This window comes from Methylobacterium sp. P3_A11, assembly GCF_056403155.1.
Genome location: NZ_JBFUGA010000133.1, coordinates 1 through 13,901 on the forward strand (window position 1 = coordinate 1; position 13,901 = coordinate 13,901).

The 13,901-nt window shown below is 66.2% G+C and carries 11 protein-coding genes and 1 pseudogene; 6 read left to right on the plus strand and 6 right to left on the minus strand.

The features are described from left to right. The first annotated feature begins 216 nt into the window (after positions 1-216). Positions 217-1,245, plus strand: coding sequence for an IS110 family RNA-guided transposase (locus tag AC1DXK_RS27325; RefSeq protein WP_477299486.1), 1,029 nt, complete (start codon positions 217-219; stop codon positions 1,243-1,245). 161 nt (positions 1,246-1,406) lie between these two features. Here AC1DXK_RS27325 and AC1DXK_RS27330 read toward each other — a convergent pair whose 3' ends face one another. The 3 genes from AC1DXK_RS27330 to AC1DXK_RS27340 form a co-directional block, all read right to left on the minus strand. Next, complete coding sequence (locus tag AC1DXK_RS27330; RefSeq protein WP_477299487.1) at positions 1,407-3,743, minus strand: FdhF/YdeP family oxidoreductase; 2,337 nt, start codon at positions 3,741-3,743, stop codon at positions 1,407-1,409. 555 nt (positions 3,744-4,298) lie between these two features. After that, positions 4,299-4,520: a hypothetical protein gene (locus AC1DXK_RS27335; protein ID WP_477299488.1), complete on the minus strand. Its 222-nt coding sequence runs from the start codon at positions 4,518-4,520 to the stop codon at positions 4,299-4,301. 314 nt (positions 4,521-4,834) lie between these two features. Then, positions 4,835-5,101, minus strand: a complete 267-nt coding sequence (locus AC1DXK_RS27340) for a DUF6894 family protein (protein WP_477299489.1) — start codon at positions 5,099-5,101, stop codon at positions 4,835-4,837. A gap of 314 nt (positions 5,102-5,415) precedes the next feature. On the opposite strand from AC1DXK_RS27340, the gene AC1DXK_RS27345 reads away from it, so the two are divergent. The 3 genes and pseudogenes from AC1DXK_RS27345 (at position 5,416) to AC1DXK_RS27355 (ending at position 8,716) form a co-directional block, all read left to right on the plus strand. Continuing rightward, positions 5,416-5,769 (plus strand): nuclear transport factor 2 family protein, encoded by a 354-nt coding sequence (locus tag AC1DXK_RS27345; RefSeq protein WP_477299490.1) that lies wholly within the window; start codon positions 5,416-5,418, stop codon positions 5,767-5,769. 543 nt (positions 5,770-6,312) lie between these two features. Further along, positions 6,313-7,590 carry an oxalate/formate MFS antiporter gene (gene oxlT / locus AC1DXK_RS27350; RefSeq protein WP_477299491.1) on the plus strand — a complete coding sequence of 426 codons (1,278 nt, stop codon included), beginning with the start codon at positions 6,313-6,315 and terminating at the stop codon, positions 7,588-7,590. Positions 7,591-7,692: 102 nt separating this feature from the next. Next, positions 7,693-8,716: pseudogene (locus AC1DXK_RS27355) on the plus strand (IS110 family RNA-guided transposase). A gap of 410 nt (positions 8,717-9,126) precedes the next feature. On the opposite strand, the gene AC1DXK_RS27360 reads toward AC1DXK_RS27355, so the two are convergent. Continuing rightward, positions 9,127-10,488 carry a TAXI family TRAP transporter solute-binding subunit gene (locus AC1DXK_RS27360; RefSeq protein WP_457108445.1) on the minus strand — a complete coding sequence of 454 codons (1,362 nt, stop codon included), beginning with the start codon at positions 10,486-10,488 and terminating at the stop codon, positions 9,127-9,129. Between the two features lie 138 nt (positions 10,489-10,626). Between AC1DXK_RS27360 and AC1DXK_RS27365 the strand changes: the two genes are divergently transcribed. Together AC1DXK_RS27365 and AC1DXK_RS27370 are read left to right on the plus strand one after the other, a co-directional pair. Further along, entirely contained in the window at positions 10,627-11,055 is a 429-nt protein-coding gene (locus AC1DXK_RS27365) for a potassium channel family protein (RefSeq protein ID WP_457108446.1), read from the plus strand. Positions 11,056-11,214: 159 nt separating this feature from the next. Beyond that, on the plus strand, positions 11,215-12,894 hold the full coding sequence (locus tag AC1DXK_RS27370) for a SulP family inorganic anion transporter (protein ID WP_457108447.1): 1,680 nt from the start codon (positions 11,215-11,217) through the stop codon (positions 12,892-12,894). A 65-nt stretch (positions 12,895-12,959) separates the two neighbouring features. Here the strand turns inward: AC1DXK_RS27370 and AC1DXK_RS27375 are convergent, their stop codons facing one another. Together AC1DXK_RS27375 and AC1DXK_RS27380 are read right to left on the minus strand one after the other, a co-directional pair. After that, the gene (locus AC1DXK_RS27375; RefSeq protein WP_457108448.1) at positions 12,960-13,379 is read right to left on the minus strand and encodes a hypothetical protein; all 420 of its coding nucleotides are present in this window, start codon (positions 13,377-13,379) and stop codon (positions 12,960-12,962) included. Between the two features lie 289 nt (positions 13,380-13,668). After that, positions 13,669-13,901: integrase core domain-containing protein (locus tag AC1DXK_RS27380; protein WP_477299492.1), on the minus strand; the 233-nt coding region annotated here is incomplete at its 5' end.

The window sequence follows — 13,901 nt, forward strand, 5'->3', positions numbered from 1 at the left end:
CCTTGTTCCTTACGCTGTGAGAAGGTGCCTGCAGCCTGTGGGGCCTGACCCGTCCTTACGATTGACCGCGTGTCATGGCATTGATCTTTCGGCCCTCCAGGCTGCACCCGGGGCGTCACGAGACGTGACCTGATAGGAGCTTGAGGGCGTGCCGTCCCGTCACAGTCCTGTCCGCTCGCAGATCGCCTTCGGGTTCTACCGACCTGGAGGACCTGTATGCAGGCTATCACACCGGATGTCGTCGTCATCGGCGTCGACACGCACAAGGATGTCCACGTCGCCGTCGCGATCAACGGACTGGGCGCACGGCTTGGCACCGCATCATTCCCGGTGACCAGCGCGGGGTATCGCGAGGTGGCCGCCTGGGCAGCCGAGCACGGTGTCGTGCATGCCTTCGGCATCGAGGGAACCGGCTCGTACGGTGCCGGCCTCACGCGGGCTCTGACCGCCCTGGGCTTGCGCGTCATCGACGTTGGTCGGGTCAACCGGCAGCTCCGTCGCCGCCAGGGCAAGACCGATACCGTCGATGCAGAGTCGGCGGCACGGGCCGTTCTGGCCGGTGAGGCTGCGCACGAGCCCAAGCTCGGCGATGGGGCCGTCGAGATGATCCGTCACCTCAAGATCGCTCGCGATACCGCGCTCAAGGCGCGAACCCAGGCGATGGTCACGCTCAAGACGCTGCTGGTCAATGCACCACAGGCGCTACGCGAGCGGTTCATCGGCATCACCGGCAAGATGACGCTCATCCGCGCGATCGCCGCGTTGCGGCCGGGAGCGCCGGTGTCCACTACCGCGTCCGCCAAGGTGGCGCTTCGCGCACTGGCCAATCGGTGGCTGGTGCTGGATGCCGAGATCAAGGAGCACGACGCCGTCCTCGAGCAGCTGGTGCGTGCCCAGGCCCCAGCGCTGATGGAAGCGCCTGGCGTGTCGACCGGCACCATCGCCGAGATGCTCGTCGTTCTGGGCGACAATCCTCAGCGGATCCGGTCGGAAGCCGCATTCGCGAAGCTCTGCGGCGTTTGTCCGATGCCGGTATCGAGCGGAAAGACCAGCCGCCATCGCCTGAACCGTGGCGGCAATCGCCGGGCGAACGCCGCCCTGTACCGCGTCGCTGTGGTCCGGATGCGGCATCATCTGCCGACCCGAGAATACATCCAGCGCCGAACCAGCGAAGGCAAGTCGCCTCGTGAGATCCGCCGATGCTTGAAGCGCTACATCGCCCGAGAAATCTACCGGCACCTGTGAATCGGGTCGGCTTCAGTGCCCGACAGAAAAACCGCTTGACCGCTATAGGAGCATCAATGCTCCCAGGCGGCCCCCAAGCATGGTCCGGGGGGTGACAACGCGCCGTCAGGCGGACGATCCCATGATTGGCGATCCGCCTGTTTCGACGGTCACGCCGCATCTTAGACGGGGGTAGTGGCATGCCCCGGCGGCTCCAGCCGCTCATTCACGGGACCGGTCTCGTCCGTGGCCCGGATGCGGACTGGGACGGACTTGGCCGCCGGCGTCTTCGACGGACCGTCATGATGCGAGAGCGGCATGAGCGGGTTCATCTCGGGGTAGTAGGCGCCGAGGCAACCGTCCGGCAGGGAAAATGGCATTACCTTCAGGCCGAACACCTCCCGCTCGACCCCGTCCCCCGCGTCGCTGACGAGCGACACGACCTGCCCCTCGTGAAGGTTCGCCCGCGCCATCTCGTCGGGGTTGATGAGCAGGACGTCGCGTGTGCCGTCGATGCCGCGCATCCGGTCGCTATAGCCGTAGATCGTCGTGTTGAACTGGTCGTTCGAGCGCATCGTGATCAGGCGGTAGCGCCCGGGCGCCTCGCCGAACCCGACGGCCGTCATCTGCTTGGGCGTGGTGAACGTCGCCTTCTTGCTCTCCGTCTTCCAGATGCGCTCGCGCGCCGAGTTGCCCCGGTAGAAGCCGCCCGGCGTCCACATGCGCTCGTTGAAGTCGTGGAACTCGTCAGGGTAGGTTTCGGCGATCTCGTTCCGGATCAGGGCGTAGTCGCCGACCCAGGCATCCCACTTCACGTTCGGGTTCGATGGGAGCGTCGCCTTCGCGATGCCCGCCACGATGTCGGCTTCCGACTTGAGGTGCTCGCTCGCGGGCTTGCGGCGCCCCAGCGAGCCGAGGATGTTGCTAAACGTGTCCTCCATGCTCACCGCCTGCGGGCCGCTCGCCTGCATGTCCTCCTCGGTCCTGCCCCGGCAGGGCAGCAGGAAGGCGACCTCGCCGTTCACGAGGTGGGAGCGGTTGAGCTTGGTCGCCACCTGCACCGTGAGGCGCATGTCCGTCCACGCCTTCTCCATCCGGTCGCGCTCGGGGATGGCGCGCACGAAGTTGCCGCCCAGGCCGAAGAAGCTGCGCACCTTGCCCGACAGGATGCCCTCGCACGCCTCGACGGTGTTCACCCCCTTCTCGCGCGGCGGTTCGAACCCGAACTGGACGGCGAGCTTGTCGAGGGGCACGAGCTCAGGCTTCTCGGAGATGCCGACGGTACGCTGCCCCTGCACGTTGGAGTGGCCGCGCACCGGCGAGATGCCGGTGCCGTCGCGGCCGATATTTCCCTTCAGGAGCAGCATGTTGACCAGCAAGGCGACGTTCTCGAAGCCGTTCATGTGCTGGGTCAGGCCCATGCCGTAGATGCCGATCACCCGGTCGGCCTCGACATAGACCTGGGCGGCCGCCTCGATGGCCTGCCGACCCAGGCCCGATTCCCGCTCGATCTCCTCCCAGGAGGTCGCCCGCACCTTCGCCTCGAACGCCTCCAGGCCGGTCGTGTGCTGCTCGATGAAGGCGACGTCGAGTACGCGCCGGCCCTGCTCCTTCGCCGCGTCATCGGCCGCGAAGACGTGCTTGCAGATGCCCATGAGCACAGCGATGTCGCCGCCAGGCCGGACCTGATGGTACTGCGTGCTGATGCGGGTCTCCTTCCCCGTCAGCATCTCGACCGGGCTCTGCGGGTTTGTGAAGAACTCCAGTCCCCTCTCGCGAACGGGGTTGAAGGTGACGATCCGGACGCCGCGCTTGGCCGCCTCCTGCAGCGGGTGCAGGAAACGCGGCGAGTTCGATCCCGTGTTCTGGCCGAAGAAGAACATCGCGTCGCAGTTCTGGAGGTCGTCGAACACCACCGTGCCGACGCTCGCGCCAATGACCTTCTTGAGTGCCACCGAGGTCGTCTCGTGGCACATATTCGAGCTGTCGGGCAGGTTGTTGCACCCGTAGAGGCGGGCGAACAGGGCATAGAGGTAGGACGTCTCTAGGCTGGCGCGGCCCGAGGAGTAGAAGACCACGGACTTGGGGTCGAGGAGCCTCAGTTCGGAACCGATTTCCCGGAAGGCCTCGTCCCAATCACACGGCACGTACTTGTCCGTGGCGGGGTCGTACCGCATCGGGTGCGTGAGCCGACCCTGCTGCTCCAGGTCGTAGTCGGACCACTCCCGCAGCTCGGTGACCGTGTGCTTGGCGAAGAAGTCGGGCTTGCAGCGCCGGGTGGTCAGCTCCCAGAGCGTCGCCTTGGCGCCGTTCTCGCAGAACTCGAAGGGATGGTAGTTGGCCGGCTTCGCCCAGGAGCAGGACACGCACATGAAGCCCTTGGGCTTGTTCTGGCGGAACAGCGTCTCGGTGGCGAGCGGCGTCGCCCATTCCTTGCCGAAGATGCGGGAGATCCCGCGCACCGAGCCCCAGCCCCCGGCAGGGCCGTCGTAGTGCGCCGTGTTCTCCTCACTCGACATCCGCGCTCTCCCTAGCCGCCTCGGCATGTCGAGGCTGTGCGGGAAGAACTTCCTGTCCAGTCATGGGTTCACGACGACGGCTTCAGAGGCTCCGGGTCCCCGACCGGGCGCGCTCCTTGGCGAACCTAAGGCGAAGGTGGCGCATCATGCAGGTTCTCGCCAAATTGGCATGATGGAGGCGCTCGGCCCGCGCAGCGAGGACCTGGTCCTGGTATCTTCGGGCCAGGTCGGGCACATCGCGTCCGGCGAGCGAGCCGCGAGTACGGAACCATTCGCAGGGCCGCGCTCAGAGCCGGGTCGGGGTTTTGGCCGGGCGGACCGCCGGAGCGGCAGCGGCGGACGCCCTCTATCCCAGGGAAGCCTCCGCTTCCGCGCGGGCCAGGTGAGCCTCGTGTTGGCGTTGAGAGTCCTCGAAGGTGGCCAGGAGGGCTTCAGCCTGCTCGGCCGGTAGCCCGTCTCTCCTCAACCGGGTTACGAGGGCGTGCTGGTTTGCGCCGTGCCCCGCACCTTCGCGCACATGCCGCCTCAGCATGTCGAGCTTGCTTTCCTCGGCGTTCAGCCGAACCTCACGGCATATTGGCGCCGCATCGCTGCGAGGCGACCGTCCAGCTTCAACGCCTCGACCCTGTGGCGCCGCGCCAGATCGCGCATGACGAGTGCCGTGTCTGCGTCCCCCACGCGCTCGGCTTGCACGGCTTCGTCCGAGAACTCGTCGGCGAACGCTTCCTCCGACGCGAGGGCGTCCGTGACCAGCCGCATCCGCTCCACCATCGCCACGTGCATTCCAAGCCGACCATCGCTCCTGTGGGACACCAGAACGGGGACGGGCTGCCCGCCCCGATCATGGGGCAGCCCGCACCGTAGGGCGTCGATGCCTTAGTCCACCGACCCGGCCCCCGGTGATTGGGGGCAATCCGGATTGAGCCAATGTGTATCCATCGTGAGGACGCCCCATGGTGCCGGCCCGCACTTCGACGGTCAATGAGCGGCACCCGACGACGGATCTTCGGCTCGGCCGGTGGATACCGGCCCGCGGTCGTCGGGCTCAGTGCCGCCCGTGGACGAGCAGGCCCAGCAGGTATCCAATGGCGCTACGGGTTCGGTCCTGGGCACTGCGACCAACCTTCCCTGTCGAGGACCTCGTGGAACGGGATGTCGAACAGGACCCGCCCCGCCTCGTCCGTGGCCACGAAGCTGTACCCTCTCGGGCGGTCCCCTGACCGCAGCAACTCGGACACCAGCGGCGGGATGGCGGCACAGGCCTGAAGGTAGGCCGTCTCGGCGCTCGGGAGTTCGAGCCCGGCCTCGTCGGCCTCAAGTCTTCCTCGGGCGTACAGGTCAAAGAAGAAGACCGGCATGGGCGTCCGCCTCCGCGGCCCCCAGGGAAGCAATCCCACTCCGCGCTGTTCGGTCCCCAAGGCTATGACGCCGATGGCACGGGAACCCGTGGCCTTGGCCTGAACTTGCTCTTCGTCCGCCTGGAACGGCGGCTTGGCCGAGGGAGCAAATAGGTCGACCGGTGACCGGCGAGACGGAGCAGTTCAGGGCGACGCAGCGCGAGGCCGACGAAGGTGCGCCCGGGGCCACGGCCGCCTTTCCCAGTATGGTGGCTTGAGATCGTCGGCCATTCTCAAGGAAGCTCGACATGAACGATCAAGAGATTTGAGATGCCTTGGATCGTCATTGGGCTGCATCCGACGCGAGCGGCTTCGATCAGGAGCATGAGATCTATCGAGACGAGGCGATTCTTGAGTATCCGCAATCAGGCGAGCGCATCCGCGGACGGCAAAACATTCAATTGTCTCGCACCGCGCAACCGAACCGGAAACGCTTTGCGGTTCGGCGGATCGTCGAAGCAGGCTGTTTCTGGGTCACCGAATATGTTCTGACGTATGACGGACAACCGTCTTACGCAGCGAGTATCATGGTGTTTCTGGAGGGGAATGTGATCCGGGAAATCCAGTATTTTGGCGACGCGTTCGCGCCGGGTCCTTCGCGTGCGCAATGGGTCGAGCGGATGGCCTGAAACCGGGTCGCTGTGAAGAAGGGGCACCGAGCGAGGCTCGACACGCTTGCTCTCCAGCGCTGTCTGCAGTGCGGCTCGACCGGAACAACCTCCATCCATCTGTAGCGGGCTTCCAAAAGGGCACCAAGCATCAGGTTCTGACCACCGGGGCTGAGTCCCGATGAGCACAGTCTGCCGCCCGACTGCCGCGTCGTGAACAAGCTTTTTCTTCAGCGATGTAGGCGGCCCCCTGCTGCGGCGAGTGCTATGCACAGGGCCGTCTCGTCCCGATCCGTCGCGAGCACCGCTTCTTCTATCCCATCGGCTCATCGCAGCTTCTGCCCGCGATCCGCTCCCGACACGCCGGCGGACTCCGGGTCGGCGAGGTTGTCGACGGTCAGGAAGCCCCGGTCGAGCATGCGAAGGCTCGCGCCGCTCAGTCCGCCCACTCCTTGGACTAACTGCCAGCGTTCGCGACGCTGCGCCTTGAACTGCGCTGCGGCGCATGATTGACGCCGGCAGGTGCTGATGATGTCATCATCTAAAAGGCACCGGGAGGTATGAATGAGCACAGTCCAGTCGCGTCGACGCTGGCTGCAACTCGTGCTGGGTCTGATCGTCATGATGACGATCTCGAGCCCACAATATGTTTGGACGCTGTTCGTCAAACCCTTCCAGGCAAGCACTGGTGCTTCGCTCGCTGCCGTGCAGGTAACCTTCACTCTGGTGATCGTGCTGCAGACTTTCTTCTCGCCGGTGCAGGGCTACCTGATAGACCGGTTCAGTCCGAAACTGATGATCGCATTGGGGACCGCCCTAAGCGGACTCGGTTGGGTTGCGGCCTCGAAAGCCGAGAGCCTGCTGGCCTTGTACGCCACCTACGGTCTGCTCTGCGGGCTCGGTACCGGCATCGTCTATGTCGGTATCGTCTGCCTGATGGTGCGCTGGTTCCCAGATCGCAGGGGCTTTGCCACCGGCGTCGTTGCGGCCGGCTACGGCATGGGTGCCATGGTCACCACTTTCCCGATCACCGATATGATCGCGGCCACTGACTTTCGGCACACGCTTCTGGTATTTGGATGCATTCTCGGCGCGATCGGTGTGCTCGCCGCCCTCGGCCTGCGCGCGCCGCAGGCTGGCGAGGTGCCCGTAATCGACCCAGCCAGAACTGCGAGCGCGGCAGCCGACACTGCACCGGGGGCGATGCTGCGCACGCCTCTGTTCTGGTTGATGTTCGCCATGATGACGATGATGTCGACGGGCGGCTTGATGGTCACGGCCAACTTCGCGAACTTCGCCCGCGAGTTCGGAGTTGCCGACGCGCTCGTGTTCGGCTTTGCGGCGCTGCCCTTCGCGTTGACTTTCGACCGCATCACCAACGGCCTGACGCGGCCCTTCTTCGGCTGGGTGTCGGACCATATCGGCCGGGAGAACACGATGGCGATCGCGTTCGCGCTCGAGGCGGTCGCAATCGGTCTGTTGCTCTACAATCGGCAGAACGCTTACGCGTTCGCAATGCTGTCCGGTGTGGTGTTCTTCGCCTGGGGCGAAATCTTCTCGCTGTTTCCTTCGATTCTGACGGACACCTTCGGGACGAGGCACGCCACCACGAACTACGGCTTCCTCTACATGGCCCAAGGCGTCGGCTCGCTCCTCGGYGGTCCTGTCGCGGCGCTGATCCACGACGCGGCCGGCAACTGGGTACCGGTTTTCTCGATCGCAATTATCCTCGACCTGATCACCGCCGTTCTCGCGTACTTCGTCCTGAAACCCTCGCGCCGCCGCTGGCTCGGACGCGAGCGGGCGCCTCAGCCCGCTCTTGGCAGTGCCGCGACTGTTTGAGAAAACGAGCACCAGTTGGCTCAAAAGCGTAGGGGTGGACGCCCCCTGACGGCATCGATGTGCCAGAGTGGAGGTGTTGCAACACCACTGCAGGAGGCGTCCATGGGTGAGGTTAGCACAGTCGGGATCGATCTGGCTAAATCAGTCTTCCAGGTTCACGGCGCGGATACGAGCGGCGCCGTCGTTTTCCGCAAGAAGCTGCGGCGCGATCAGGTGCTGACGTTCTTCTCGACACTTCCAAGATGCGTGGTCGCTATGGAGGCATGCGCCAGCGCTCATTACTGGGCCCGTGAGATAGCCTTGGCAGGCCACGAAACGCGGCTCATCCCACCAGCCTACGTGAAGCCGTTCGTGAAGCGGCAGAAGAACGACATGGCCGACGCTGAGGCGATCTGCGAGGCGGCGCAGCGACCGACGATGCGGTTCGTTCAGGGCAAGAGCGCGCAGGCCCAGGCCTGCGCAGTGGTGTTCCGGACGCGCGACCTGCTCGTGCGTCAGCGGACCCARTTGATCAAYGCACTGCGCGGGCACCTCACGGAGTTCGGGTACGTCGTTCGCCAAGGTGTCGGGCACGTCGGCAAGCTCGTGGCGATCGTCCGCGACCCRACATCCGACGTGCCRGCCGAGGCACGGCCGGTCCTGGCCATCATTGCGGGCAGCTTGGAGGCGCTCCAGGCGCAGATCGCRCKTCTGGACCGCGAGATCGCCCAACGCGCGAAGGACGATGCCGTGGCCAAGCGGCTGATGACGATACCAGGTGTCGGCCCGGTGATCGCGACCGCACTCGTGGCTCTGGCACCGGCCGCCAGTACCTTCCGCCGCGGGCGCGACTTTGCGGCTTGGCTCGGTCTCGTCCCGCGGCCGCCACTCCAGCGGCGGCAAGGAGCGGCTGGGGCGAACGACCAAGATGGGCGAGCGCAGCTTGCGACGGTTGCTGATCCTGGGCGCGAGCTCTGCGACCAAGGTCGCGGCGCGTGATCCCGACAAAGCTGGGGCATGGTTGGCCGGCATGCTGTCGCGCAAGCCGCGCATGCTGATCACCGTCGCCCTGGCGAACAAGATGGCGCGGATCGTCTGGGCCTTGATGACCCATGGCGGCTCCTACAGAGCTTCGGCCACGGCGTGATCGCCACGGCCTGAGGCGTCAGGGAGGCAGGGAAGGTCAGTCGAGAGGTATGGCGCAACGGTCAGAAGACGGGGTCGGGAGAACCAGTGAATGTCCAGGCGCCTCGAGCGCGCAAAAGCGAGCGCGCAAAAGCGATTTGGACCCGATCCGCGATCTCCATACAGGCCAGCAGCCGTGAGGATGGCTGCATCAACAGGCCGGACACACGGAAGCACCTGAACCTGCGCGCACAGATCTCTCAAACACCCCCTTGAATCCGATGGAGCGTCCACACACGGACATGGCGGCGGCGATCGATGCAGACACAGATCACACATCAGCCAGCATCCAGTTGAACTGCATCCCCGACAACCCGAAATCCACATCAGACGGATCAATCCTTACGATTGAACTCTGCCTTGGAACTCCGATCAGCATGCCGCTCGATCGGGTCGGGCCGCGGCGCGACGGACCGTCGAGCGCGCGGCCTCGATCGCCACCGTGGCGGCGCCGAGCAGCCGCGGCTCCGTCGGTCTGTTCAGGGCGTGACGGGCGATGCTCGCCGCGAGGTCGTCGACCTCCCCCGCGATGGCGTCCAGACGGTTCCGGTCGGTCTCCCGCCGGGCGGTCGAGCGGAGTGCGAGCAGGCGCGTCGTCGCGACCTCGATCCGCTGCCGCCGGATGCGCCCGAGGCGCTGCCGCATCCACGCGATGGTCGAGCAGACGCCGCCGCCCAGGATGGCCACGAGATAGATCCAGCTCTCATAGCGCTCGATGAAGGTCTCCTGCTCACGCTCGTAATAGTCGATGGCGCCCGGATGAATGGGCAGGCGGGCGGTGGTGGCGTCCGCCGTGTCCTCATAGGCCGGATAGGTGAGCGCCTCGGCGGCCGGTACGGTCTCGGCCAAAGCCGCGCGCATCTCGAACAGATGCTGCGTGATCTCGGCTGCGACGCTGCGCGACAGGCTGGCGCGCGCCATCAACCGGTAGGACGAGCCGACCGTCGCGACATCCTCGGCTGGCAGGCGTGGATTGCCACTGAACAGCCCGGCGGGCACCGTGACCGACTGGAGGCGCGGCCAGCGTGCCAGCACCGCGGCGGTGTCAGGCACGCCGACTAACGCGACCGTACCGTCCCCGCTCGCCGCCCGGACGAAGCCGATCAAGCGCCGCGCTGCCGGAAGCGTGGGCGTCGTCACGAGCGCCATCGCGTCGATGCGCCCGTCGCCGAATGCGGAGGTCACGTCCGCTTCCTCGAGCGGCACAAGGAGAACGGCCTGCGGCGGAACAGGGCCGTTCGGAGCGTCGGTGAGAGGTTCCAGCCCGTCGCGGGTGATCAGGTCCCGCAGAAGCATCCTGTCTGCGTCCCGGCTCGCCAGCATGCCCAGCCGCTTACCCGCCAGATCCGGGATGCTCCCGATGCCGGATGCCGCTGGCGCCGCCGCGAAGGCCGCGAGCTCCCGGAGGATCGCGAGGGTCAACCCGTTCCCGGGCATTGCCACGTCCGGTCGGACCACCGCCAGATCCGCCTTGCCGGTTCTGAGCGCCTCCGCGCTCTCGCGTACCCCAGGGAAGTCCAAAATCCTGAGTTGGACGCCGGTTTTCCTGCGGGCGAGCTCGCCCGCGTAGGCCCGCAGCAAGTCCGGCTCGGTTCCGCCATTCGGGGCGACCGCAAGGGTCAGGGTCGTGGCGCGGGTGAAATAGAACCCCGCTGCCGCGGTGGCGACGAGGACGAGCACCAATCCGAGGGTGAGCCATGCCTCACGACCGACTGGAAACGCCGATTTGCGCATGCCTACTCCCGGCCCTCAGCCGCTCGACGTGTCCGTTGCGCTCTGCCGGGCGAGCGGCCCCGGATCGCGATGGCGTGCCATCATGATCGACTGTTGTCCTGGCGCGTGCTCAAGTATCATCGATTCCGGGGGAACGACATGCTGGCGCAACTCGCGATCGGCGCGCTCGGGAGCGTGTGCAGCATCACGATCCACGCCTTCATGATGACCATCATCCTGAAGGTGGTTCGTGTGCACGGCGCCATCCGCGGCTACAGCAGCGTGACCCTCTGGCGCATCATGTCGTCAGCCGTGTGCGTCATTATGGCGGCGCATACTGTTGAAGTTGCAATCTGGGCCGCGATCTACAAAGTGATCCGCATAGCGCCAGCAGGATCCGACTTTCTGTACTTCGCGTTCGTCAATTATACAACGCTCGGCTACGGAGACATCGTTCCAGCCGAACGCTGGCGCCTCCTCGGCCCGGTTGCTGCAATGAACGGGATCCTGCTGTTCGGCTGGTCGACGGCTGTGATCTTCGAGATCCTGCGACGAACCCTGGCCCTCATGGAGAGAGATGCGTTCTGAGGCCACGTCCCGTATGTCCAGCTTCCGGGCGCCGTCCGGCGTCGATCTTTCAGAGCCGATCCGAGAAACAGATCAGACATCGTTGCGTCTTCACCCCGCAACCCTCTCCCGAACGGTGCTACAGTCAGTTTTGTGCCCTGGCTGAATACGGGGGTTCCGATGAGAGATCCCGGCAAGGCGCTTCGAACCGACTGGAAACGTGTGCCGCCAGATCTCGGCCGCGACGTCGTGGCGGGGCTCACGGCCGCGACCGTGGTCCTGCCGAAGGCGATGGCCTATGCCACGGTGGCCGGACTGCCGGTGTCAGTGGGGCTCTACACCGCCTTCGTGCCGCCGCTCATCTACGGATTGCTGGGCTCGTCGCGCGTCCTCAGCGTGAGTTCAACGACGACGCTGGCTATCCTGACCGGAGCCGAGCTCGGCAACGTGGCCCCGGACGGCGATCCGGCGAGACTTGCGGTCGCCGCAGCGACGTTGACGGCCCTCGTAGGCGCGCTGCTTCTGGCGGCACGGCTCCTCAAGCTGGGCTTCGTCGCAAGCTTCATCTCCGTGCCGGTGCTCACGGGTTTCAAGACCGGCATCGGTCTCGTGATCCTGCTGGACCAAGCGCCCAAGCTCATCGGGCTGCATATCGCGAAGCAGTCGTTCTTCACCGATCTGGCGAGCGTCGTCCGCCACCTCCCCGAGATCTCACTGCCAACCTTGGCCGTCGGTGGCACGACGCTGGCCATCCTCATCGGCATGGAACGGTTGAAGCCGCACTCGCCGGCGCCCCTGGTCGTGGCCGCCGCCGCGATCGCCGCCTCGTGGGTGCTGGACCTCGGCGCGCGGGGCGTCTCCACAGTTGGGCCGATCCCGCAGGGCCTGCCGTCCCTGACCGTGCCCGATCCCGGACTCGTCCTCGCGCTCCTGCCGGGCGCGGTCGGGATCGCCCTGATGAGCTTCACGGAGAGCATCGCGGCGGCACGGGCCTTCGTCGGCCCCGGCGATCCACCTGTCGATGCCAACCGCGAACTGGTCGCGACCGGATCGGCAAACCTGGGCGGAGCCCTGCTCGGCGCCATGCCGGCCGGCGGCGGAACCTCGCAGACGAGCGTCGTTCGCGCCGCCGGCGGCCGGACGCAGGCGACCTCGCTCGCGACCGCCGCCGCCGCCCTCGCCACGATGCTGCTCCTCGCCGGGATCCTCGCCCTCCTGCCGCAGGCGACCCTCGCGGCGATCGTCATCGTGTTCTCGGCCAGCCTGATCCAGCCGGCGGAGTTCCGCGCCATCTATGCGGTCCGATGCATGGAGTTTCGCTGGGCCGTCGCGGCGGCAATCGGCGTCCTCGCCTTCGGGACGCTCCAGGGCATCGTCGTGGCCATCGTCGTCTCGTTCCTGGGCCTCGCCCTCCAGACGGCTCAGCCCCGTATCTCGATCATCGTCCGTAAGCCCGGGGCCGACGTCCTGCGTCCACAGTCACCCAACCATCCCGAGGATGAGACCATCAACGGGCTTCTGATCCTCCGTCCGGAGGGCCGCCTGTATTTCGCGAACGCCCAGACCGTAGGGGAGCGGATACGGGCGCTGGCGGAGGAGCACAAGCCGCGCGTCGTCGCCCTCGACCTCAGCCGCGTGCCCGACATCGAGTATTCTGCGCTTCAGATGCTGCAGGACGGCGTACGGTCCGCTGCCGTGAGCGTCTGGCTCGTGGGCTGCAATCCGGACGTGCTCCGGATGGTGCGGTGCGCGGGCCTGGACCGGGGACTCGGCCCGGACCGCCTGTTGTTCAACGCCCGTACGGCCATTGCACGCTACGGGGCGCTCCGGACGGCCACGGCACCGTCGACGGAACCCTGAGCGGCAGCGCGGCCGGCGCCGGCGCCCGCTCCTGCGTGACCGCTCTTGGGTGACCGCTCCGGTGCCTAATAATCGTACCCGACGCGCGTGCGCTGGCGGACATATGGGTCTGGGATATCGGGCGTCGCGACCATCACCGCCCCCGGCGCCGGATCGAACGGCATTGCGGCGGCGCTGAAGGCGATGAACCCGGCCGCAGCCCGAACGCCGTCGGGCTGACGGGGATCCCGGGAGATCAGCTCTGCCTCCCGAGACAAGCGGAGATTGCAGAGCCGGGACGACAATCCGCCCTCGGGCGTCCACGCAACATGGCGTGCACAGGCGCGATCCAGCGCGTCGACGGGCCGAAGCGGCGCGCGGTTGCCGAGGCCGCAATAGTTGCCGTGCACGAGGAGCCGCGGCGCACTCGTGAAGTCCTGCGATTGCGCCTGTGCGGACGACAGTCCGGCAACCGCGAGACATAAGACAGCGATCCTGATGCGCATGACCAACGCCCCATTAAATCACTTGACGGGATGGTGCGGAACGCCGGAAGTCGGCGTCCTTGGCTCGCGAACGACGCTCTTGCGGCCGCCCTCAATTCGGGAGGCAGACACCGGCATAGGCGTCTCAGTAATGGTGAGGACCGCATCCGCCGGACGTCGTTCCGTGGTAGCCTGCTGCCGCTGCGGCACCCACGCCCGCGGCGGCCAGCCCGTAGCCATACGGACGATAGCGATAGCCGTAGGCGCCGTATCCCGGACGACCGTAACGGCCATAGGCTCCGCGATAGGCCTAGCTGTTCAGTCCCGAGGTGAGATGGGTTGGGTCGTATCTGAACCGGCCTGGGTCGTCTGCCCAGGCTCGGCAGGTCGCTTCGTATGGCGTGAGGCCGCGTAGGGTCTTGAGCCGCCGGGCGAAGTTGTAGGCATCCAGGAAAGCGGCGAGGTGTTCCCGCAGTTGGTCGTGGCTGTCGTAGTGGTAGCGCTTGACGGTCGCGTCCTTGAGGGTCCGGTTCATGCGCTCGA